The 24,635-nt window shown below is 48.6% G+C and carries 12 protein-coding genes; 11 read left to right on the forward strand and 1 reads right to left on the reverse strand.

From position 1 onward, the window contains the following. Window positions 1-39 precede the first annotated feature (39 nt). On the reverse strand, window positions 40-4,092 hold the full coding sequence (locus JXR92_RS05205; protein WP_119961732.1) for a two-component regulator propeller domain-containing protein: 4,053 nt from the start codon (window positions 4,090-4,092) through the stop codon (window positions 40-42). A 247-nt stretch (window positions 4,093-4,339) separates the two neighbouring features. Here JXR92_RS05205 and JXR92_RS05210 point away from each other — a divergent pair, with 247 nt between their 5' ends. From JXR92_RS05210 to infB, 11 genes are all read left to right on the forward strand, one after another. Then, window positions 4,340-5,995: a carboxylesterase/lipase family protein gene (locus tag JXR92_RS05210; protein ID WP_119961731.1), complete on the forward strand. Its 1,656-nt coding sequence runs from the start codon at window positions 4,340-4,342 to the stop codon at window positions 5,993-5,995. Window positions 5,996-6,067: 72 nt separating this feature from the next. After that, a complete protein-coding gene (locus JXR92_RS05215) occupies window positions 6,068-9,136 on the forward strand; it encodes a SusC/RagA family TonB-linked outer membrane protein (protein ID WP_226791292.1) in 3,069 nt (1,022 codons plus the stop codon). A 23-nt stretch (window positions 9,137-9,159) separates the two neighbouring features. Next, the gene (locus JXR92_RS05220; protein WP_119961729.1) at window positions 9,160-10,725 is read left to right on the forward strand and encodes a RagB/SusD family nutrient uptake outer membrane protein; all 1,566 of its coding nucleotides are present in this window, start codon (window positions 9,160-9,162) and stop codon (window positions 10,723-10,725) included. 121 nt (window positions 10,726-10,846) lie between these two features. Beyond that, window positions 10,847-11,731, forward strand: coding sequence for an alpha/beta hydrolase (locus tag JXR92_RS05225; protein WP_119961728.1), 885 nt, complete (start codon window positions 10,847-10,849; stop codon window positions 11,729-11,731). 31 nt (window positions 11,732-11,762) lie between these two features. Continuing rightward, window positions 11,763-12,968: an esterase gene (locus JXR92_RS05230; RefSeq protein WP_119961727.1), complete on the forward strand. Its 1,206-nt coding sequence runs from the start codon at window positions 11,763-11,765 to the stop codon at window positions 12,966-12,968. Between the two features lie 45 nt (window positions 12,969-13,013). Further along, window positions 13,014-14,210, forward strand: a complete 1,197-nt coding sequence (locus JXR92_RS05235) for an esterase (protein WP_119961726.1) — start codon at window positions 13,014-13,016, stop codon at window positions 14,208-14,210. Between the two features lie 4 nt (window positions 14,211-14,214). Beyond that, a complete protein-coding gene (locus JXR92_RS05240; RefSeq protein WP_138345708.1) occupies window positions 14,215-16,542 on the forward strand; it encodes a glycoside hydrolase family 3 C-terminal domain-containing protein in 2,328 nt (775 codons plus the stop codon). A gap of 136 nt (window positions 16,543-16,678) precedes the next feature. After that, window positions 16,679-19,168 (forward strand): glycoside hydrolase family 3 N-terminal domain-containing protein, encoded by a 2,490-nt coding sequence (locus tag JXR92_RS05245; protein WP_138345706.1) that lies wholly within the window; start codon window positions 16,679-16,681, stop codon window positions 19,166-19,168. A 470-nt stretch (window positions 19,169-19,638) separates the two neighbouring features. Further along, entirely contained in the window at window positions 19,639-20,106 is a 468-nt protein-coding gene (gene rimP / locus JXR92_RS05250; RefSeq protein WP_087332882.1) for a ribosome assembly cofactor RimP, read from the forward strand. Between the two features lie 4 nt (window positions 20,107-20,110). Next, complete coding sequence (gene nusA / locus JXR92_RS05255) at window positions 20,111-21,376, forward strand: transcription termination factor NusA (protein WP_005824354.1); 1,266 nt, start codon at window positions 20,111-20,113, stop codon at window positions 21,374-21,376. Window positions 21,377-21,499: 123 nt separating this feature from the next. Then, window positions 21,500-24,523 (forward strand): translation initiation factor IF-2, encoded by a 3,024-nt coding sequence (gene infB / locus JXR92_RS05260; protein ID WP_117964267.1) that lies wholly within the window; start codon window positions 21,500-21,502, stop codon window positions 24,521-24,523. Window positions 24,524-24,635: the final 112 nt, after the last annotated feature.

The following is a 24,635-nucleotide window of genomic DNA, read 5'->3' on the forward strand; positions in this document are numbered from 1 at the left end:
GGTACAAATGTAATGAATAAATTTGAACCGACCGGCTTTTTACTTGCTGTATTCGCTCGGACTCACACCGAACTGTTTCTTGAAGCTTGTCGAGAAATGGGACAGCGTACTGAATCCCGTCATGTCCGCTATCTCTGAAATAGTGTATTTTCCTTCTTTGAGCAATTCGGCGGCACGGTTCAGCTTGTAGGTCTTGAAGAATACGCTGGGGTTCTCACCCGTCAGCCCCTTTACCTTATAATAGAACTTGGTACGGGAGATTTTCAGTAGCTCGGTCATGCGCGCCACGTCCAGCTCCGGATTGGAGAGTTCGTTCTCCATCAGGTGGTAAAGCTCGGTCATGAAAGTGTTGTCCTGCGGCGAAAGCACATTTCCCTCAATCTTATCCGTTTGGGTGGACTGGCTCAGGAGGCTGCGCACTTTCTCGCGGTTTTTCAGTTGGGATTTGATAAGCGCCAGCAGGTAGTTGGGCTCGAAAGGTTTCGTCACGTAGGCATCTGCACCGGTATTCAGACCTTCCACTTGATTCTCTACAGTAGCTTTGGCCGTTACCAGTATCACGGGGATGTGGCATAGTTGCAAGTCCTCTTTTATCTGGCGACAGAGATCGTAACCGTTTCTTCCGGGCATCACTACATCACTCAGTACGAGGTCGGGCGCTTCTTCGTTCATGGCTTTGAAGGCGCTGTCGGCATCGAAGCGGCAGACGATTTTGTAGATGGGAGAAAGCAGGGCTTTCAGGTAGTGAGCCACTTCCGTATCGTCGTCTACTACCAGAAGAGTTTGCTTTTGCTGCCGGATGCTCTCTGTATTTTCCAGTTGATATTGTTCTTCCGTTTGTATCGGAAATGCCTTGTTCTGTTCCTCTTCGGGGAGAGTGCATTCTTCGGGGGTATAAGAGAGGTCATTCACCGGTAGCAGTAGGGTGAAGACGGCTCCGTTTCGTTCGGTACGGTTGCCGGCTTTCAGATAGCCATGATGCAGCAGCGCCAGGCTACGGGCATAGTACAGACCGATACCGGTTCCCCAGTTATAGGTACCTTTGGATTGATTGTCCAGTTGGTAATAGCGTTCGAATACTTTCTCCAACTGTTCCTCGGGGATTCCGTGGCCACTGTCTGCCACGGCAACTTTGACGTACTGTGTGTCGATGTCTTTGTCCGTCAGCGTAAAGAGGCGTGCAGCCTCTTCGCGGGTAATGACGTCGAAGCACAGTTCCACTTTTCCGCCGTTCGGAGTGAACTTCAAGGCGTTTGAAAGCAGGTTTCCTACAATCTTGTCCAGCTTGTCCACGTCCAGCCACATGAGGAAAGTATCCTCCAGGCCATAAGTGTTCAGTGCGATGCCTTTCTCGTTGGCGTTGATGCGGAAAATGTCTACAAAACGTTGCAGTTGCGAGATGATGTCGGTCCGTTTCACCCGCAGTTTTAGGGTGTCATTCTCCAGCTTGTTGAAGTCCATCAGCTGGTTCACCAGACGGAGCATGCGCCCCACACTGCGTTGTACGATGTAAAGCAGTTGTTTGTTTTCTCCCTCTATTTGGGGACTTTCGCAAAGTTGTGTTACCGGACCCGAAATCATGGTGAGTGGGGTGCGGAACTCGTGCGAGATGTTGGCAAAGAAACTCATGTTCATGCGGTTCACCCGTTGTTCCTGCTCCTTCTCAAGTTTGGCGCGTCGGGCGGTTTCTTTTTCCTGCTTAATGCGTAGCCAGGCACGGATGAAGATACCGATGATGGCGGCGGCAATGAGCAGATAGGTGCACCATGCCCACCATGTTTGCCAAGGGGCGGGCTTTACGATGACGCGTATGGAATTCTCCCTTTCTACAATGCTCTTGTCGTTATTGGTTATTTTAACTTTGAAAGTGTAGGTACCGGCAGGCAGATTGGCATAGTAGGCCTCTCGGTTGTTGCGGGCATCAATCCAATATTTGTCGAAACCATCCATCTTGTAATAATAATGTACGCGTTCGTATTCGCAGTAGTCCAGTGCGGCAAAGGAGATGCTGAAACCATTCTGATTGTGGTCCAGGCAGATGTCCGGCCGGTAGGAGAGGTGCTTGTCTACACTTTTGCTGTCTTGTGGGCGTGCCAACCGGTTGTGTATCTTCAAATCCTCGAAGAGCAGTGGAATTTCCCGTTTGGTACTTACGTCCATAGGGTTGAAGAAAGTCAGCCCGTGCGTACCGCCAAAAACCAGTGTCCCGTCGGGCAAGCGGCATGAAGAACGGTCGTAAAACTGATTGCCGCCTATGCCGTCGGCGGCATAGTAGTTGGTAAATTTCCCTACGGTGCGGTCATATTTGCCCAGCCCGTATTGTGTGCCTGTCCATATATTGCCTTGTGCATCTTCCTCAATGCAAGAGATGTCCCGGCAGGGTGTACCCTCTATGGTCTTGATTTTTCCGGTGGCGGCAGAATAGTGCAGCAGTCCGTTGCTGACGGTTCCAATCCACACATCTCCACGACTGTCTTCGAAGATGTCGGTAGGGATGAATACTGAACGTTGGATACAAGCTTGCCAGTCGGTGTTCTCGAATGGTACTTCAGCGCTTTCCCAATTGTCGGGATTGATTTGCATAACTGGGTTCATGAAGGCAGTGGCCCACATCTTTCCGTTGTTGAGTGGAAGGAGTCCGGGTATGAAGGTTCCAGTCCAGGAAAATACTTGTGTTTGGACAAATTCTTTTTCTTCACGCCTTTTGGCATAAAGTTTAGGGCTGTATGTACCCACCCAAATTGTTCCACGGCTATCTTGTGCAAACGACAGCGGTAGGAAGATGTCATGAATAGCCTCTGTCTTCAGTATGCCGTTTTTATAGCTGCATTTCATCACCTTGCTCGCATAGAGGGCCGCCAGCCAGATGTAGCCCTCGTCATCTACGAATACGCGTGTGATGTCCGGTTTGTCGGTAGCGCTTTTCCCCGGAAGTCCAGGCTGGTCCACTTCTTTCACTTCGTGGCTGTCCATGTTGTAAACGTACAGCCCGTCTATCATGGTGGCCATCCAGAGATTTCGCTCCTTGTCCACTGCCACGGACAGCACTGACTTCCGGTTCAGGTATGAGCTGAGATGGTTGTTGGTGTTGAAACGTTCTTTGTAGTTATAGCGCACGACATACCCTTGGTCTACAGAGCCTATCCATAGGTTTTTCTGTGAGTCGGTAAACATGGTGCTTATCTTGAAGTGAGGTACTTCGAAGGGAAAACCGTTTTCGCTTTGATGTATCATGTATTCTTCCACGTAGTTGTAGAGGAACATTCCTTGTTGGTCGGTATTCAGTAGCAGGCTGTTGCTGCCGTAGGGATGGATGTAGTTGACGTTGGCATGCAGCAGCAACGGATGGCTTCGGAGGGCTTGGGGTGTTTCCTTGAATTTGTGCGTATGTGTGTCGTACAGTGCTATCTGGCGGTTTCCTGCCAGCCATAGGATTCCGTTAGCCTGCATGAAGAAGTAGGTGGGAGAAAAGCCCTGCATTGGGATGGAGTCTTCCAGCGCCAGTGTGGAGGAGTTGTAGCGGCGCAGAGACAGCGGGGTCACTGCCCACAGTTTGTTGCTCTGGTCTATGAAACAGCGGTTGTTGAAGGTATAGTTCGGGTCAAATATCTTGATGGGTACGTCAAATTTGTGTGTTTGTGGATTATATACGGCAAGGCTGTGCATCATGTTCAGAAAAATCTTTCCGTCTTTGTTCTCGAATATTTGGATGCCGTTTTTATTAGGGAAGTCCAGTGGCATATTTTGGAAATTATCCTTGTCTGTGTATAGGCTAGTCCCATTTACGGTGACTACCCACAACCGGCCTTGTGAATCGCGGAAGAGGTCGTTGATTTGATTATCGGGTATATCCAGTGAGTCATCCGTACAGTAATACTGATGATATTCGTGTACATTATATTTGTTTACCCCTCGTGAAGTTCCTATCCAAATGTGTCCTTGTGCATCTTCGGCAAAGGCGGTGACCTTCTGGTTGGAGAGGTCATTGGTGATGACAGGGCTTTCGATGCTGCCTTCCGGTGTGGGCTTTGTGTCCGACGGATTGCATGCGGTGATTAAACACAATAGAAGTAAATATTTAATGTATTTCATAATATATAGTGTAGACTAAAAGCATTGGCATGTGCCATCTTTTTGTTTTGGCATTACGATGCGAAAATACTCATAAAAATTGAGAGAGAGACTGCCGGAGAGCATGTTTTGAACAAATCTGCAAACATTTGAACATTGGAGAAAGCTGTTTTGAACATCGGGGAAAGCCGTTTGGATAACGTAGAAAATCCTTTTGGGGAGAATGTGCTAATATTGCAATCATAAAAACATAAAACTAATACATAATATGAAAAAGCAATTCTTGTCAGTGTTAGCATTCTCCGCCATCCTACTTTCCTCGTGCGGAGGGACAGCTAAAATGGAGAGAGTACCTGCTTGCGGGCAGAAGGGGGAGATAACGGCTTCCTCTACGGTTGCTGTTGCCGAAACCGAATCGGGCAAAGTAGCCGGATATGTGGAGAACGGTATCTATATATATAAAGGTATTCCGTATGCCAAAGCCGAACGTTTTATGCCGCCCGTGGCAGTTGACAAATGGGAAGGTGTCCGCAGCAGTCGTGCCTACGGCCCTACTTGTCCGCAAGGCAAGCGCATGGGATGGTACAGCGACGAACAGGCGTTTGCCTTCAACTGGGATGACGGTTATCCTGACGAGAATTGTTTGCGGGTGAATATCTGGACACCGGGACTGAAAGACGGGAAGAAACGCCCCGTCATGGTGTGGCTGCATGGTGGAGGTTATTCCGCCGGCAGTGGTCAGGAGCTTCCTTCGTATGACGGAACAAATCTGGCAAAGAAAGGGGATGCAGTGGTTGTGACACTGAATCATCGTCTCAACGTCCTGGGTTTTCTCGACCTTTCCGCCTATGGTGATAAATATGCAAAATCGGGCAATGCCGGACTGCTTGACTTGGTGGCGGCACTGCAATGGGTGAATAAGAATATAGAATCTTTTGGCGGAGATGCCCGGAATGTTACCATTTTCGGTCAGTCCGGTGGGGGAGGCAAGGTCTCTACGTTGCTTGCCACACCGTCGGCGAGAGGCTTGTTCCATAAAGCCATTGTACAAAGCGGATCTATGCTTCGTACGATGGAGCAAAAGTATTCTCGTCGCATTGGCAGTGCGGTTATGGAGGAGCTGGGACTGAATGCTTCGCAGATAGATGAATTACAGAAAGTACCTTACGACAAATTGCTTGCCGCAGGCGAAAAGGCCGTTGCCAAAATGCGTGTAGAGGCTGATAAAGAAGGAGTGGCTTCTTTTATCTTTGGCTGGGCTCCCACGGTAGATGGCGATGTGCTGCCAGCACAGCCTTTCGACCCTCAGGCTCCGGTGCAAAGCAAGGACATTCCGGTGATGATAGGCACTACCCTGCACGAGTTTACCGCAAGCACTTACTTCCCGCCTTTGCGGAGCATGACGAAGGAGCAGGTTGTGGAGCAGATTAAAAAGAAATATGGTGAACGTACGGATGATTTTCTGAAAGCTTTTGAGCAGGCCTACCCCGGTTATCAGCCCAAGGACCTGGTGGATGTGGACTTCATTTTCCGCCCTGGCGCAGTGGAGCAGGCCAAACTGAAGTCGGCACAGCAAGGTGCACCGGTCTATATGTATATGTTTGCTTGGGAATCGCCCGTGATGGACGGAATACTCCGCAGCACGCATTGTATGGAGATTCCTTTTGTGTTCAACAATGTCGTGCGTCATGCTTCGATGACCGGAGGCGGAAAGGCGGCACAAGTGCTGGCGGACAAGATGAGCAGTGCGTGGCTGAACTTTGCCCGTACGGGGAATCCCAATACTGAAGGTTTGCCCGAGTGGGAACCTTATACAGCTGATAAGGGAGCAACGATGATTTTCGATAATGATTGTGGCATGAAGTACAATCATGACAAGGAACTGCTTGAGGTGGTGATGGCCTTTCCGGTACGCGGTTTCTGATGCAGGTATCCGATGAAGAATGAATATAACCCTTTTATTAATAAATCTAATTAACAACTAATGAAAAGCATTATGAGAAACAATGCAGTGAAAAGGCTGGCGATGTCAGCACTTTTCCTTTTGGCTGGGATGCCTTTCCTGCTGGCACAGAACCAGATAAAGGTGTCGGGTAAAGTGACAGATGACCTGAAGGAGTCTATGATTGGTGTAAGTGTATTCGAAAAAGGTACAACGAACGGTGTGATTACCGACTTGGATGGTAACTATATGCTGTCCGTCAAGGAGGGTGCTGTTATCGTTTATTCCTATATCGGCTACGTTACACAAGAGAAGAAAGCCGTGCCTGGAGTGATGAATGTCACATTGAAGGAAGATACCAAGACATTGGACGAAGTGGTGGTAGTGGGCTACGGTGTACAGAAGAAGAGCTCCGTTACGGGTGCCATTTCCCAGGTGAAAACCGAGGATATGCAGAATCGTACCATTAGTAATGCGCCTGCTGCCTTGCAGGGCAAGACTGCTGGTGTGCAGGTTATCCAGACCTCTGCCGCACCGGGCTCCTCGCCTACGGTACGTGTGCGCGGCTACTCGTCCAATGTGTCCTCCAATCCGCTTTATGTGGTGGATGGTGTCCGCCTATCCGACATTAGTGGCATTGATCCTAATGATATTGCCTCCATGGAAGTGCTGAAAGACGCCGCTTCTGCTGCCATCTACGGTGCTGAGGCCGGCAATGGTGTGGTACTTATTACCACGAAAAAAGGTAAGTCCGGCCAAGGTAAAATTACGTACGATTTCCAATTCTCCTCCCAGTCACTGGCACGTGTACCCAAGATGCTGAGTGCTGAACAGTACATAGACTACATGGTAGAGGCGAATACCTTCACGGAAGATTATCTGTTACAGAATTGGGACGGTGTGACCAATACGGCCTGGACTGATGTAGCTTTTGAAAACAGTCGCATGCAGAAGCATAACATTGCGTTTACTAATGGCAGTGACAGAGGGAACTATTATCTCTCCCTGACCTATCTGGACGATAATGGTATCGTGAAAGGTAATGCCGATACTTATAAGCGCTTGACTGCTACTATCAACTCTGAATATGAAATCAAGCCATGGCTGAAAGTGGGAACCACCAACCAGATAGAAAAATACAACGTACGGAGTGTCTCCACCAATAATGAGTATGGCAGCTTGCTGACTTCCATATTGCAGCTCGACCCGCTGACTCCGGATACTTATACATACGAAAACCTGCCCACCCATATGCTGACCGCCCTGAATAGTGGCAAGCACTTGTTGCAGGATGACAATGGAAACTATTATGCTGTTTCCAAATTTTTTGCAGGTGAGCAATATCATCCTATGATTATGCGTGACAATAACATTGGTAAGAACAGTGGTTTTAACGTAAACGGTTCTGTGTATGCGGACTTCAAGCCTTTCAAGGGATTCACTTTTACTTCCCGTTTCGGTTACCGCTTGTCTGGTACCCGTAGCTCTACAACAGACCTTCCTTTCTATGGCAATGCCACGCAAAGCCGTGACTATGTCGGTCAAAGTAATACTTCGTCAACTACTATTTATTATCAGTGGGAGAACTTTGCCAATTATATGAAGACCTTCGGACAGCATACGGTGACGGCCATGGTGGGTATGTCATATCAGGAATCCACTTATGACTACGTAAACGGCAGTCTTTCTCCCAATGAAGAGGATGCACTGAAAAAAAATGATCCGTTGTTCTACTATTTGAATTATGCTTCAGCTTCTGCCATTAAAGGGGTGGGTGGTGAGAAGACGCGTTCAGCCAAGCTCTCTTATTTCGGCCGTGTAGGTTATGAGTTTGCAGGACGTTATTTGTTGCAGGCATCTCTACGTGCAGACGCAGCCGACCTTTCTCTGCTTCCTGCCACGAACCGTTGGGGGTATTTCCCCGCAGTATCCGTAGGGTGGACGGTTTCCGAAGAAAAGTTCTTTGCACCTCTGAAGGATCATGTCAGCAGTCTGAAACTGCGTGCCAGTTGGGGACAGAATGGTAGTTTGGCTGCATTGAGCGGATATGCTTATAGTACTGACATGGCATTGGGAGGCCTTTATCCTTTTGTAATGGGGAATTCGTACATTACCAGTGCTGCTCCTTCCACAATGGGCAACGATGAGTTGAAGTGGGAAACCTCCGAACAAATAAATGTGGGTATCGATGCACGTTTTTTGAATGACCGTCTGACCTTCAGTATGGATTATTTCGATAAAAAAACGAAAGACCTGCTGGTGTCCGGCACTACTCCATCATTGATTATCGGTGGTTCAACCTCTCCGATGAATGCCGGTAATGTAAGCAATAAAGGCTGGGAGTTCGAGTTGGGATGGAGGGACCGTATCGGTAGTTTCAACTATGGTGTGCGTGCTAATCTTGCAACTCTGAAAAACAAAGTAACCTATATAGACCCATCCATCACCCGTCTTTCGGGCGTGAATTTCCACACCAGTACCATTACTTATTTTGAGGAGGGATATCCGGTATACTATTTCCGTGGATACAAGTTCAAAGGCGTTGACCCGACAACCGGTGATCCCACATTCTATGACTTGGATGAGAGCGGTGACCTGAATGATGGTGACTTGGCATATATCGGTGATGCCATTCCTGACTTTACTTATGGTATTACTTTGACAGCCGGATGGAAAGGCTTTGACTTGACTGTGTTCGGAACGGGCTCGCAAGGTAATGACATTTTTAATTGTATCAACCGGCCTGACTTTGCCGCTTCCAATAAAATGAAAGAGGTGTTTTATGACAATCGTTGGACAGCTTCCAATCCCAATGGGTCGGTACCCTGTGCCGGTGCCACCAATATGGATAAATATCAGATTTCTGATGCATTGGTCTATGACGGTTCTTTCTTCAAAATCAAGCAGATTCAGCTGGGATACACATTCCCAAAGAATTGGATGAAAAAACTTTGTGTCGGTAATCTTCGCATCTATGGTTCTTTGGATGACTTCTTCACGTTCACCAAGTACCCGGGCTTTGATCCAGAAGCTGCTGCCAATTCTACTTCAGGTATGGGAATCGACAAAGGCTCTTATCCTTGTTCCAAAAAAGTGGTGTTAGGCTTTAACATTGAATTTTAATAAACCTCAAATTGATACTGATAATGAAAACTAAATATGTTTATATACTGATGCTGGGGTTACTCTCCGTATTCAGTACCGGTTGTGAAGATCGCCTTGATATAGCAAAACATGGAAATATGGGTAGTCAGGAAGATTTTTATAAGACTGATGACGATGCCATACAAGCTTTGGCTTCTCTGTATAGTAGTTGGGGAGGCAATTACTATAACTGGTTTTTCACAAAGAATCTGTTGGCCGATGATGTTTGGGCTGGAGGTGGCTCGCGGGGTGACAACTCTCAAATGGAACAGTTGAATGAATATACATTTGACACGGACCATGGCATGGTACAGGGGCTGTATTCGGGTATGTACGGCATAATTTATAAGTCGAATCTGATTATTGATTTGTTGGAGCCGGATACGGAAGTCAAGAAACGTGCTGTTGCCGAAGCCAGGTTTTTCCGTGCATGGTCGAATTTTGAACTGGTCACTCTGTTTGGTACGGCTCCGGTGGTGGACCATTTGTTGACTCCGGGAGAATATCGCCTCGGCAACAGTACGCCGGAGGTTATGTGGGCATTGATAGAGAGCGATTTGACGGAGGCTATAAACTCTAATGCGCTTCCTTCCAAATCGGATGTAAACGACAGTGAGACGGGTATTCGGATTACGAAAGAGGTGGCGCAGGCCATGTTGGGTAAAGCTTATTTGTTTCAAGGGAAGTATGGCGATGCTGCCGGTATTCTGGATGAAGTCATAGAGTCTGGTAAATACGCGCTCTATACGGGTGATTATGATAAACTGCTGCACGTTGCTGCCAATGGCTGTTGCGAGTCTATGTTGGAAGTGCAGAAACGCAATGACTCTGAGCAGGCCTGGAACCAGATGACAATGACCTTCATTATGCAGGGGTGGCGTACGGAAAAACTGACACTGAGTAGCGAGGCCTCTTCCTACATTGCTACGGGTACTTATGGTTTCATGAATCCGACAAAGGATTTATATGAAGCTTTTGTTGCCATGGAAGGTGAAAATGGCTATCGTTTGAACAGCTCCATCCGTACGGCTGCCCAATTGGAGAATCTTGGTATTTCTTTGCAGGCAGGAGCGAACCTGGTGGGACACGAGGGGTATTTTATGTGGAAGAACCGTGCTCTGAAAGAGGACTGTGTATATGATGCTTCCTACTTTCAAGCCTTGCAGTACATTAACCTGCGCGTGATGCGTTATGCTGAAGTGTTGTTGCTGGCTGCTGAAGCACATGTGCAGAATGGCAATAGCGGTAAAGCATTGGAATACGTCAACCAGATACGTTCCCGTGCCCAACTGAATGGTCTGACTTCTGTAACATTGGATGATGTGAAGAAAGAAAAACGTCTGGAACTTTGTCTGGAGAGTGTACGCTTTCAGGATTTGGTGCGTTGGGGCGATGCCGAAACAGTAATGGCCAATCAGGGTAAAGAAATACCGAGCTATTCTTCCAAGGGTACGGAATTCCAGTACCGGAATTCCACTTATGGCTTCAAACCGAAGCATAAGTTGTTGCCTATACCGCGCAAGGAGCTTGAACTGAATCCGAATATGGTGCAGAATGAAAATTGGTAGGAAAAGAAACTGATATATATCATGACAAAAGAAATCATAAGTTTTTATTTTTGCATAACCGTTTCTGATACCTTACCCTTGATGTATCATAAATATGAGAAACATTAAAATCTAAAATACCATGAAGAAAGTCTTATTTACTTTTCTGGCTATTTTCACCATGCTAACAGCATACGCACAATTCCCCGGTTGGGGACCGCAGAGCAAAGTGGTGACGGACAGTATCTACAGCAAGATATTGGATGCAAACCGGCAGTTTACAATTTATTTACCTCAAAGTTATGAGGTGGATGCTACGAGAAAATACCCGATTCTCTATCTACTACATGGCATGTCGGGAGTAAACACCAGTTGGTTCAACGACCAGCGCTGCAAGGATGTGATGGACCAGCTGACGGCATCGGGCGAGGCTTGCGAGATGATTATCGTCAGCCCCAATGCCGGAGGAAATCCGGCCACTTGCTGGAACGGCTACTTCAATATGCCGGGATGGGCTTACGAAGATTTCTTCTATAAGGAGTTCCTTCCTTATATAGAGAAGACCTACCGGGTGAAAGGTGATAAGCAGCATCGTGCCATTGCCGGACTTTCTATGGGCGGAGGCGGAACGGCAAGCTATGCACAGCGCTATCCGGATATGTATTGTGCCGCCTATGCCATGAGTGCTTTGATGAATATCCCCGTCAGTGGTGAGGAAGCGGGAAAAGACCCCGATCCCACGAACAAGATGGCTGTGCTGACGCGTTCTGTGCAGGAACATAGTTGCATCAGGTATGTGGCTGAGGCAGATGATGCGCGTAAGGCACAGCTTCGTACAGTACAGTGGTTTGTGGATTGCGGAGATGATGACTTTCTGCTGGATCGTAATATCGAGTTTTTCCAGGCGATGCGTAATGCCGGTATCCCTTGCCAGTTCCGTGTGCGGGATGGCGGACATACCAGCGAATATTGGCATTCGGCGCTTTATATGTGCCTGCCTTTTGTAAGTCGTAACTTTGCTAAATAATAAAAATCTAATTCATTCAATATAAGAAATTATGAAAAGATTATTAAGTTTGGCAGCTATGCTGCTGGTCTGCTGTGTCACCCTTTTTGCACAGCAAGCTCTTTGGGGAGGTGCGGCAGTTGTCTCTCCTGATATTCATGAAGACAACACGGTTACTTTTCGCTTAAAAGCTCCTAAGGCTGTAAGGGTGCAGATTACCGGTGATTTTCTGCCTCCACAAACTATTAAGACTCCTCGTGGCGATTATGATGCACCGGGCATTGCCGATTTGACAGAGGGGAAGGACGGCGTTTGGGAATTTACTACTCCCGAACCGTTGAAGCCGGAACTTTATGGATACTCCTTTATTGTAGACGGATTGAGAATGATGGACCCGAGCAATGTTTACATGATTCGGGATGTGGCTACCGTGACCAATGTATTTATCATCGGTGGGGACCGTGCCGATTTGTATAAAGTGAATAAGGTACCTCATGGAACGGTAAGTCGCATGTGGTACAATAGTCCTTCGCTGGGAATGGACCGCCGTCTGACGATTTACACTCCGGCTGGTTATGAAACCAGCGGCAAGCGTTATCCGGTATTCTATCTGCTTCATGGTGCAGGTGGTGATGAGGAAGCTTGGATTGCTCTTGGCCGTACTTCGCAGATATTGGATAATCTTATCGCACAGGGCAAGGCTCAACCTATGATTGTAGTGATGACCAACGGCAATGCTTGGCAAGATGCTGCTGCAGGTGAGTCTCCCAAGGGGTTTGTTGCCCCATCCATGCGTCCCGACGAAAGAGCGAAAGTGGCAGAAGGTGCTTTTGAACTCTCGTTCCCCGAAATCGTGAAGTTCGTAGAGAAGAATTTCCGCACTCTTGCCAATAAGAAGAACCGTGCCATTGCCGGGCTTTCTATGGGTAGTTTCCACTCTTGCAATATTTCCAAGTATTACCCGGACATGTTCGACTATGTAGGTCTTTTCTCCGGTGCAAGTACCGGAAACGATAAATCAACTTGTCCGGTCTATACCGACTTTGAAGGTAAGCTGAAGACTCAGTTTGCCAAGAAACCGGCCCTTTACTTCATCGCATGCGGCAAGACGGACTTTGTTTATAAAGGTGTGGCCGACTTTCGCAAGTTGCTTGATGACAATGGTTATAAGTACGAGTATCTTGAAACGGGCGAGGGCCATATCTGGAGGAACTGGCGCATCTATCTGACGGAGTTCGCGCCGAAGTTGTTCAAATAAGAGGATTCGGTATAACTAATTTAATAACAAGATAACATACGTATCATGAAAAGAATTTCTATTTTGTCAGCTCTGTTGCTGATGTGTGCGATGACTTTCGCGCAACAAGCTCTCTGGGGAGGCGCTCCTGTGGTCTCACCTGAGATACACGACAACAATACAGTAACTTTCCGCTTGAAGGCGCCGAAAGCCGTAAAGGTGCAAGTAACCGGCGACTTCCTGCCTACGCAGAAAATCAAGACTCCTTTTGGTGAGTTTGATGGTCCGGGTGTGGCAGATTTGAAAGAGAACAAGGACGGTGTGTGGGAATTCACTACTCCCGAACCGCTGAAACCAGAACTCTACAGCTACACTTTCCTGGTAGACGGACTGAAGATTAACGACCCTGCCAACGTCTATATGATTCGAGACGTGGCAAGCGTGACGAATGTATTCATCATCGGTGGTGACGAGCGCATCGATCTTTACAAAGTGAATAAAGTTCCTCATGGAACGGTGTCTAAGGTATGGTACAACAGCCCTACGCTGGGTATGGACCGCCGTCTGACTGTCTATACGCCTGCCGGATATGAGACAAGCGGCAAGCGCTATCCTGTCTTCTACCTGCTGCACGGTATGGGTGGCGACGAGAACGCATGGAGCGAACTGGGACGTACGGCACAGATTCTGGATAACCTCATCGCCCAAGGCAAGGCCAAGCCGATGATTGTAGTAATGACCAACGGTAACGCTGCGTTGGAGGCTGCTCCGGGTGAATCGTCACTGGGTTTTGCCGCTCCCAGCATGAATCTGCCCAAGACAATGGAAGGTTCTTTCGAAACGGCTTTCCCCGACGTGGTGAAATTCATTGATAAGACTTACCGTACACAGGCCAACAAGAAGGGGCGTGCCATTGCTGGTCTCTCTATGGGAGGTTTCCACTCCATGCACATCTCCAAGCAATATCCGGACATGTTCGACTATGTAGGGCTGTTCTCGGCTGCCATCATGCCCAACAAAGATGTGAAGTCTCCGATTTATGACAACCTTGAAGCCAAACTGAAAACCCAGTTTGCCAAGAAACCGGCACTCTATTACATCGCTATCGGTAATAAAGACTTCTTGTTCCAGGCCAATAACGACTACCGCAAGATGTTGGACGAGAAGGGTTACAAATATGAATATTATGAAACCGGAGAAGGTCATATCTGGAAGAACTGGCGTATTTACCTGACTGAATTCGCACCGAAGATATTTAAATAAGATTATGAAGAAGAATATCATATCCATGGCAGCAGCAATGGCTGTTTTGTCAGCTTGCGGACCGGGTGTGCCGCAGCTTGGAAAGTCCTCTCTGGATGAGGTGATTGGCGCCATGACCTTGGAAGAAAAGGCGCATCTGGTAGTGGGTACCGGTATGGCAGGTTTCTCGGGTGACAGTGCCGTAATCGGTGCAACGAGAAAGCTGGTGCCGGGTGCGGCAGGAACCACATATCCGATTGAGCGCCTCGGCATTCCCGCTGTGGTGCTGGCTGATGGTCCCGCTGGACTGCGTATCGACCCCAAGCGTGAGGGAGATTCTGCTACGTACTATTGTACTCATTTCCCTATCGGAACTTTGCTCGCCTCTACCTGGGACCAGGAACTGGTGGAAAGTGTAGGTCAGTCTATCGGTAACGAAGTGCTGGAATATGGTGCGGACGTGCTGTTGGCTCCGGCGCTGAACATTCACCGTAACCCGCTTTGCGGACGTAACTTCGAGTATTATTCCGAAGACCCGTTGGTGTCGGGTAAGATTGCCGCCGCCTACGTACGTGGTGTGCAGAGCAACGGTGTGGGTACCAGTATCAAGCACTTTGCTGTGAACAACCAGGAAACCAACCGTATGGCTACGGATGCGCATGTATCTCCACGCGCCTTGCGCGAAATCTACTTGAAAGGATTCGAGATTGCCGTGAAGGAATCCGCTCCTTGGACCGTGATGTCCTCATACAACTACCTGAACGGTGTCTATACTTCGGAAAACAAGGAGTTGCAGACAACGATGCTGCGTGACGAATGGGGCTTCAAGGGTATGGTGATGACCGACTGGTTCGGTGGTAAAGATGCTGTGGCACAGATGGTGGCGGGCAACGACATGTTGCAGCCCGGTCTGCCCAAGCAGTACGAAGCCATCGTGAAGGGTGTGCAGGACGGAGCGTTGGACGAAGCCATTCTCAATCAGAATGTGAAGCGCATTTTGGAAATGATTCTCCAGACTCCCCATTTCAAGGGATATAAATATTCCAACAAGCCTGATTTGAAAGCACATGCTGCCGTTACCCGCCAGTCGGCGACAGAAGGTATGGTATTGCTGAAGAACGATAACGGTGCTCTGCCACTGGCAGCCGACGTGAAGAACGTGGCACTCTTTGGTTGTACTTCCTATGACTTCATTGCCGGAGGTACGGGCTCGGGCAACGTGAACCGCGCTTATACCGTTTCGCTATTGGACGGCTTGAAGAATGCCGGCTATGTGGTGGATGAAGCGCTGAAGAATAGCTATGAAGCTTACCTGAAAGCAGAGAAAGAACGTCTGGCCAAAGATAAGAAAGAGTGGTTTATGCCCGACGAGCGTCCTGCTGAGATGGCTGTGTCCGCACAAGTTATCCGCGAGCAGGTTGCCAAGGCCGATGTGGCACTGGTGACGCTGGGACGTACCTCTGGTGAGTTCCTCGACCGTATGGTAGCCGACTTCAACCTCACCAAAGAGGAGCAGAGCATGTTGAAAGCAGTGTCCGATGCTTTCCACGCTGCCGGAAAGAAGGTAGTGGTGGTACTTAATATCGGTGGTGTGATTGAAACTGCTTCTTGGAAGTCTGTTCCCGATGCCATCCTTTGTGCATGGCAGGCAGGCCAGGAGGGAGGAAACAGTGTGGCTGACGTGCTGAGTGGCAAGGCTTCTCCTTCGGGCAAGCTGACAATGACTTTCCCGGTGAAGTTTGAAGATGCCGCTTCTTCCGCCAACTTCCCGATAGACATGCGCGTAAGCACCGACCTCGTGAACAAGGGCGGGAAGAAGAACGACGTGAAGGATGTGGATTATACCAATTATGAGGAGGATATCTACGTAGGTTACCGTTACTTTGACACCTTTGGCAAGCAGGTTTCCTATCCTTTCGGTTACGGTCTTTCCTATACCACTTTTGCTTATGACAAGGCTGCTGTTAAGGCAGACAACGGCGTCTATACCGTATCTGTGGAAGTGAAGAACACCGGTAAGGTAGCAGGTAAGGAAGTGGTTCAGCTTTATGTATCCGCTCCCGATGCTGCAGACGCCAACAAACCCGAAAAGGAACTGAAAGCTTTTGCCAAGACTAAGGAACTGAAACCGGGCGAAACTACTGTGGTGACGCTGAAAGTGAATGCTGCCGACCTGGCTTCCTATGATGAGGCTGCATCGGCATGGGTGGTAACTCCCGGAAACTACAAGTTCCTCGTCGGGGCTTCCTCACGCGACATCAAGGCTACGCTGGAGGCTGAAGTAGCTGCCGCAACGCAGAAGACGAACGACATCCTGAAACTTCAGGAACCGATGAACCTCTTGAAGAGATGAGAGTAGGATTGTCTGAAAAGATAACAAATCATACCCTAAAAAACATCCTGTTGTATCCTTTGGTATGGCAGGATGTTCTTATCTTTGTGCCTCGTATAAACAGATAGTGCAACTATTATAAACCAATATCACAACCATGAGTAAAAAGTTAATCTTATCTTTAGCCCTATCAGGGTTAGTACTTACTGCTACGGCGCAGACCACTGTTGCGCCTGCCATTCCAAGAGACGAGAAAATAGAACAGCAGATTGAGACTTTGCTGAAGAAGATGACGCTTGACGAGAAAGTCGGTCAGATGTGCGAACTCACTATCGACCTCCTGCAGAAACGCGCCAATCCCTTTGCCGGTCTCGACCCGAAGAACATCACGGTGAAGGACCTGCAAAAAATCATCAAGAGATACAAGCTTGAAAAGGAATTCAAGCTGGGCAAGGAGATGCCTTCGCAGGATGTGATGATGAAGCTCTATATGCGTATCCAAGGCATTGAGAATGCCAAGGGTTTCCAGTTGGACGAGGCGATGCTCGACTCTGTCATCGGAAAATACAAAGTAGGCTCCATCTTGAACGTGCCCAACGGTGTGGCACAGAGCGTGGAGAAGTGGCAGGAAATCATCAAACGCATTCAGGAGAAATCCATGGAGGTGATGGGTATTCCTTGTGTGTACGGTGTAGACCAGATACACGGAACTACCTATACACTGGGCGGTACTTTCTTTCCGCAAGGCGTCAATATGGGAGCTACCTTCAATCGTGAACTGACACGTAAGGGTGCACGTATCTCTGCCTACGAAACAAAGGCGGGAAGCATCCCCTGGACGTATGCCCCGGTGACCGACCTCGGACGTGACCCGCGCTGGCCGCGTATGTGGGAAAACTATGGTGAAGACGCCTACGTCAATGCCGAAATGGGACGTGAAGCCATTATCGGTTTCCAGGGAGAGAACCCCAACCTGATTGGCGGGAACAACGTTGCCGCTTGTATGAAGCATTATATGGGTTATGGTGTCCCCGTTTCCGGTAAGGACCGTACGCCGTCTTCCATCACCGAGCAGGATATGCGTGAGAAGCATTTTGCTCCTTATCTGGAAATGGTGAAGGCAGGTGCCCTCTCCGTGATGGTGAACTCCGCCATGAACAACGGCCTGCCTTTCCATGCCAACTATGAGCTGCTGACCAAGTGGCTGAAAGAAGACCTCAACTGGGACGGTATGATCGTGACCGACTGGGCGGACATCAACAACCTTTATAGCCGCGACCACATTGCCAAGGACAAGAAGGAAGCCATCAAGCTCGCCATCAATGCCGGTATCGACATGTCTATGGACCCGTACGACTGGAAGTTCTGTACACTCTTGAAAGAACTGGTGGAAGAAGGTGAAGTTCCCATGAGCCGTATAGACGATGCTGTGCGTCGTGTGCTGCGTTTGAAATGCCGTCTCAACCTATTTGAAAAGCCCTATTATGACTTGAAAGACTTCCCGTTGTTCGGTAGTGCGGAACATGCCGCTGCTGCATTGCAGGCTGCCGAAGAGTCTTTGGTACTCCTGAAGAATACAGACGGTATATTGCCGTTGGCAAAAGGCAAGAAACTGCTGGTTACCGGTCCGAATGCCAACTCCATGCGTTGCCTCAATGGCGGCTGGTCTTATTCATGGCAGGGCGACAAGGCCGACGAGCATGCAGGTCAATATAATACCATTCTCGAGGCTTTCACCAATAAATTCGGTGCGGACAATATCATCTACGAAGCCGGTGTCACTTATAAGCAAGGTGGCAACTGGTGGGAAGAAAACACTCCGGAGATAGAGAAAGCTGTAGCAGCCGCTGCCGGTGCCGACTACATCGTTGCCTGCATCGGTGAGAACTCTTACTGCGAGACTCCGGGTAACCTGACGAACCTCTTCCTCTCCCAGAACCAGCTCGATTTGGTGAAGGCTCTTGCCAAAACCGGGAAGCCCATCATTCTGGTGTTGAATGAAGGCCGTCCTCGCCTGATTGCTGACATCGAGCCTTTGGCTAAGGCTGTTGTCAATACTATGCTTCCGGGCAATTACGGCGGTGATGCGTTGGCAAACCTCATTGCCGGCGACGCCAACTTCAGCGGAAAGATGCCTTTCACTTATCCGAAGGAAATCAACTCTCTGATTACGTACGACTACAAACCGTGCGAACACATCGGAAAGCAGATGGAAGGCGCTTATAACTACGATGCGCAAGTATCTGTACAGTGGGCGTTCGGTTATGGATTGAGTTATACTACTTTTGCATACAGTAACCTCAAGGTGGATAAGTCGGACTTTACCGCTGATGATGTGCTTACTTTCACTGTAGATGTGAAGAATACCGGTGACCGTGTCGGCAAGGAGAGCGTGTTGCTCTTCAGCAGTGACCTCGTTGCCTCCCTTACTCCCGATACCCGCCGTCTTCGCGCTTTCGAGAAAGTGGAACTGAAACCGGGCGAGACAAAGACCGTGACTCTGAAACTGAAAGGCTCCGACCTTGCTTTCGTAGGCTATGATGGCAAGTGGATTCTGGAGAAAGGTGACTTCCGCATCCAGACGGGTGACCAGACTGTGAACGTGGTTTGTACGGATACCAAGAAGTGGGAGACTCCGAATAAGTGATACGACAAGGTCTTTTAGACCTTTAGAACCATAGTAAAAGGGCCGATAGCATGAAACAAGCTATCGGCCTTTTATTTTTCCGCGTTGTCTTTCAACAGTATCTTTTTTCCGCTTGTACCTCCTTACTTCTTTTCCTGAAACAATAGAGATTGTACGCATGAGATGTACATCTCATGTTGTTCGAGATGCACATCTCGTTGTGCTTGACATGTGCATCTCATGCAGTATGGAACGTGATAATTCATTTCATAAAGTATAAGCTTCTGTCTCATAAGATTATATGTTTTACCCCTTATCTTGAAGTGTTGAAAGGGCGTGTCTGTAATATAATTCCCGTTTGAACCGTTAAATCAATCTTTTTTTCTCTAATATTTTGTAGTCGAACAGATTATTTATATCTTTGCAAGCGAAAACGGATGAAAGGTGGAGGGGCGATTAAGCTCCTCTTTTTTGTTCCTAATGGTTAATCTATGATAGAAAAGAAAACTGTTTGTCAGATTGTTGACGAGTGGCTGGCAGGAAAGGACTACTTCCTTGTGGAGGTGACAATCAGCCCGGATGACAAGATTTTGGTGGAAATAGACCACAAAGAAGGTGTTTGGATTGAGGACTGCGTAGAGCTGAGCCGCTACATCGAGTCCAAGCTGAACCGTGAGGATGAGGATTATGAGTTGGAAGTCGGTTCGGCCGGCATCGGACAGCCCTTCAAGGTACTGCAGCAGTACATTAACCACATCGGCAAGGAAGTGGAAGTGCTGACAAAGGACGGCCGCAAGCTCAGCGGCGTGTTGAAGGAAGCCGACGAACAGCATTTCGTCGTGACCATTCAGAAGAAAGTGAAAGAGGAAGGTGCCAAGCGTCCCAAGCTGGTGGACGAGGACTTGACCTTTACGTATGAAGAGATAAAATACACTAAATACTTAATCAGTTTTAAATAAGACTATGGCCAAAAAAGTAGAAACTGTCAGCTTGATAGATACATTTTCGGAATTTAAGGAACTGAAGAATATCGACAGAACCACGATGGTAAGCGTACTCGAGGAGTCGTTCCGTAGTGTGATTGCGAAAATGTTCGGTACCGATGAGAATTACGACGTAATTGTAAACCCGGACAAGGGTGATTTCGAAATATGGCGTAACCGTGAGGTAGTGGCAGACGAGGATTTGGAAAACCCGAACCTGCAGATTGCATTGTCCGAAGCACAAAAGATTGATGCTTCTTATGAGGTGGGCGAGGAAGTGACGGATGAAGTTATTTTCGCGAACTTTGGTCGCCGTGCCATCTTGAACTTGCGCCAGACGTTGGCCTCCAAGATATTGGAACTGGAGAAAGATAGTATTTACAACAAATACATTGATAAGGTGGGTACCATCATCAATGCGGAAGTCTACCAGATTTGGAAGAAGGAGATGCTGCTGCTCGATGATGAAGGCAACGAACTGTTGCTGCCCAAGACCGAACAGATACCGAGTGACTTCTACCGCAAGGGCGAGACTGCCCGCGCCGTAGTGGCACGTGTGGACAACAAGAATAATAATCCGAAGATTATCCTGAGCCGTACGTCGCCCGTCTTCCTGCAACGTCTGTTCGAGATGGAAGTACCCGAAATCAATGACGGACTGATTACCATCAAGAAGATTGCCCGCATCCCTGGCGAGCGTGCCAAGATTGCCGTTGAGAGCTACGATGACCGTATCGACCCGGTAGGTGCCTGCGTGGGCGTGAAGGGTAGCCGTATTCATGGTATCGTCCGCGAGCTTCGCAACGAGAATATCGACGTTATCAACTATACGTCGAATATCCAGTTGTTTATACAGCGTGCCTTGAGCCCTGCCAAGATTTCTTCTATCCGCTTGAACGAGGAAGAACGCAAGGCGGAAGTGTTCCTGAAACCCGAAGAGGTGTCGCTGGCTATCGGTAAAGGCGGTTTGAATATCAAGCTTGCCAGTATGTTGACTGAGTACACCATCGACGTGTTCCGTGAGTTGGATGAGGCCATAGAGGATGAAGACATCTACTTGGACGAATTCCGTGATGAGATAGACGGTTGGGTTATCGATGCCATCAAGGCTATCGGTATCGATACGGCAAAGGCTGTGTTGAACGCTCCCCGTGAGATGTTGATTGAGAAGACGGACCTCGAAGAAGAGACGGTGGACGAGGTATTGCGCATTTTGAAACAAGAGTTTGAAGAGGAGGAGCAGTAATGTGGTAATGTGGGTAGTATGCTAATGTGCCAATGCAGATAGCATATCGGATGAAGTGCACACTCCTTTTTTCTCAGCCAATTAGCACATTAGCATATTGGCACATTAATTCATTAAATTAGTATGACGATAAGGTTAAACAAAGTAACAAGAGATTTAAATGTAGGAATTACGACGGCTGTCGAGTTCCTGCAAAAGAAGGGATTTACCGTTGAGGCAAATCCGAACACAAAAATTACGGATGAACAGTTCGAACTGCTCAAAAAGGAGTTTAGTACAGATAAGGACCTTAAGATAAAGTCGGAGCGTTTCAGCCAGGAACGTCAGAGCAAGGACCGCAACAAGGCGTCCGTGTCTATTGACGGCTATAAGGAAACGCAGGAGAAAGCGAAGCCCGAGGAGATTAAGACGGTTGTTCCGGAAGACGTACGTCCGAAGTTCAAGCCGGTAGGCAAGATTGATTTGGACAAACTGAACCGTAGACCTGCTCCTGCTCAAGAAAAAGAGAAAGAAACGGAAAAAGCAATAGAAGAGAAAAAGGTGGAGGAACCGGCAGTTGTAGAAACGCCGAAACCGGAACCAGCTCCTCAACCGGAGATACAGCCGGCATCTGAACCCGAACTGCAGTCCGTTTCGGAACCGCAGCCCCAACCCGTTGTCAAGGAAGAGCCTGCTCCGGTGTCAGAGGCTCAACAAGAATCTAAAAAGGAAGAAATGATAGAAGCGCCTGCTCCCGCACCGGCGGCTGAAGAAGCACCGGTTGAAAAAGAGGGGAAAGAAGAAGGAGAAGAAATCTTCAAGATACATCAGCCTGAGTTTGTTTCGAAGATTAATGTCATCGGACAGATAGACCTGGCTGCCTTGAACCAGTCCACACGTCCGAAGAAGAAATCGAAAGAGGAGAAACGCAAGGAGCGTGAAGAGAAGGAAAAGATTCGCCAGGATCAGAAGAAGCAGATGAAGGAAGCTATCATCAAGGAAATCCGCCGTGATGATAGCAAGCTGAAGGATACCGCTGCCGGCGATGCCAATGGCAAAAAGAAACGTGTCCGTATCAATAAGGAGAAAGTGGACATCAACAATGCTTCCAACTTCCAGCGTGGTGGCAACGATCGTGGACACGCAGGTGCCCAGCAAGGTCAGGGGGGCCGCCCGCAAGGTGGAAACCAGCCTGGTGGAAACAATGCCAATAATAACCGCAACCGCAATAAGGACCGCTTCAAGAAGCCGGTCATCAAGCAGGAGGTTAGCGAGGAAGATGTAGCAAAGCAGGTAAAGGAAACTTTGGCACGCCTCACTTCCAAAGGAAAGAACAAAGGTGCCAAGTATCGTAAGGAGAAACGTGACATGGCCTCCAGCCGTATGCAGGAATTGGAAGACATGGAGATGGCAGAAAGCAAGGTACTGAAAATTACGGAATTCGTGACGGCCAATGAGTTGGCAAGCATGATGGATGTTTCAGTTACTCAGGTTATTGCCACTTGCATGAGCATTGGTATGATGGTATCCATCAACCAGCGTTTGGATGCCGAGACCATCAACCTGGTGGCTGAGGAATTCGGTTTCAAGACAGAATATGTAAGTGCAGAAGTGGCGCAGGCCATCGTAGAGGAAGAGGATGATGAGGAAGATTTGGAACCTCGCGCTCCGATTGTAACGGTGATGGGGCACGTAGACCACGGTAAGACTTCATTGCTCGACTATATCCGTAAGGCGAATGTGATTGCCGGTGAAGCGGGTGGTATCACACAGCACATCGGTGCCTACCACGTGTCGCTGGACGACGGGCGTAAGATTACATTCCTCGATACTCCGGGTCACGAAGCGTTTACTGCCATGCGTGCCCGTGGTGCCAAAGCTACGGATATTGCCATTATCATTGTGGCTGCTGACGACAACGTGATGCCGCAGACAAAGGAAGCCATCAACCATGCCATGGCTGCGGGTGTTCCCATCGTATTTGCAATCAATAAGATTGATAAACCGACTGCCAACCCCGACAAGATTAAGGAAGAGCTGGCTGCCATGAACTTCCTGGTGGAAGAGTGGGGCGGTAAGTATCAGTCGCAAGATATCTCTGCCAAAAAGGGTATCGGTGTACCCGAGCTGATGGAGAAAGTGTTGCTCGAAGCGGAAATGCTGGAGCTGAAAGCAAACCCGAACCGCCGTGCTACCGGTTCCATCATTGAGTCCTCATTGGATAAGGGGCGTGGCTATGTGGCTACGGTGCTTGTTTCCAACGGTACTTTGAAGATGGGCGACATCGTGCTGGCAGGTACTAACTACGGTAAGGTAAAGGCTATGTTCAACGAGCGTAACCAGCGCATGAAGGAAGCCGGTCCTTCTACACCTGCCCTGATATTGGGCTTGAACGGTGCGCCTGCTGCTGGCGACACGTTCCACGTAATCGAGACGGAGCAGGAAGCACGCGAGATTGCCAACAAGCGCGAACAGTTGCAGCGTGAACAAGGTTTGCGTACGCAGAAGATGCTGACGCTCGACGAAGTGGGCCGCCGTCTGGCATTGGGTGACTTCCATGAGCTGAACGTGATTGTGAAGGGTGACGTGGACGGTTCTGTGGAAGCGTTGAGCGACTCTTTAATCAAGCTGTCTACGGAGCAGGTGCAGGTAAACGTAATTCACAAGGGTGTCGGTCAGATTTCCGAATCGGATGTCTCGCTGGCTGCCGCTTCGGATGCGATTATCGTCGGTTTCCAGGTACGTCCTTCGGGTGCTGCCGCCAAGATGGCAGAGCAGGAGGGGGTGGATATCCGCAAGTACTCCGTCATCTACGATGCCATCGAAGAGGTGAAGGCTGCCATGGAAGGTATGCTGGCACCAACATTGAAGGAGCAGGTTACAGCAACCATCGAGGTGCGCGAGGTGTTCAACATCACGAAGGTGGGACTGGTGGCAGGTGCCATGGTCAAGACCGGAAAGGTGAAACGCAGCGACAAGGCCCGCTTGATACGCGACGGTATCGTAATCTTTACGGGTGCCATCAATGCCTTGAAGCGCTTCAAGGACGACGTGAAGGAGGTAGGTACCAACTTCGAGTGCGGTATCAGCCTGACAAATTGCAACGACATCAAGGTGGGCGATATTATCGAATCTTACGAAGAAATAGAAGTGAAGCAAACATTATAATTGAATAATGTGCAAATATGCTAATGTGCCAATTGGCTGCGCGTAAAGAAAATGCCGCAGGGCAATTGGCACATTTTGCATATCAGCCATTTGCTCATTAGCATATTGGCAC

Source organism: Bacteroides parvus (assembly GCF_017309675.2).
Classification (GTDB): domain Bacteria; phylum Bacteroidota; class Bacteroidia; order Bacteroidales; family Bacteroidaceae; genus Bacteroides; species Bacteroides uniformis.

Bases quoted from the DNA above. Each gene is read 5' to 3' on its own strand.
- rimP (WP_087332882.1), top strand. From the start codon at position 19,639: ATGATAGAAAAGAAAACTGTTTGTCAGATTGTTGACGAGTGGCTGGCA.
- JXR92_RS05215 (WP_226791292.1), top strand. From the start codon at position 6,068: ATGAGAAACAATGCAGTGAAAAGGCTGGCGATGTCAGCACTTTTCCTT.
- JXR92_RS05245 (WP_138345706.1), top strand. From the start codon at position 16,679: ATGAGTAAAAAGTTAATCTTATCTTTAGCCCTATCAGGGTTAGTACTT.
- JXR92_RS05220 (WP_119961729.1), top strand. From the start codon at position 9,160: ATGAAAACTAAATATGTTTATATACTGATGCTGGGGTTACTCTCCGTA.
- JXR92_RS05240 (WP_138345708.1), top strand. From the start codon at position 14,215: ATGAAGAAGAATATCATATCCATGGCAGCAGCAATGGCTGTTTTGTCA.
- JXR92_RS05230 (WP_119961727.1), top strand. From the start codon at position 11,763: ATGAAAAGATTATTAAGTTTGGCAGCTATGCTGCTGGTCTGCTGTGTC.
- nusA (WP_005824354.1), top strand. From the start codon at position 20,111: ATGGCCAAAAAAGTAGAAACTGTCAGCTTGATAGATACATTTTCGGAA.
- JXR92_RS05235 (WP_119961726.1), top strand. From the start codon at position 13,014: ATGAAAAGAATTTCTATTTTGTCAGCTCTGTTGCTGATGTGTGCGATG.
- JXR92_RS05210 (WP_119961731.1), top strand. From the start codon at position 4,340: ATGAAAAAGCAATTCTTGTCAGTGTTAGCATTCTCCGCCATCCTACTT.
- JXR92_RS05225 (WP_119961728.1), top strand. From the start codon at position 10,847: ATGAAGAAAGTCTTATTTACTTTTCTGGCTATTTTCACCATGCTAACA.
- JXR92_RS05205 (WP_119961732.1), bottom strand. From the start codon at position 4,092: ATGAAATACATTAAATATTTACTTCTATTGTGTTTAATCACCGCATGC.
- infB (WP_117964267.1), top strand. From the start codon at position 21,500: ATGACGATAAGGTTAAACAAAGTAACAAGAGATTTAAATGTAGGAATT.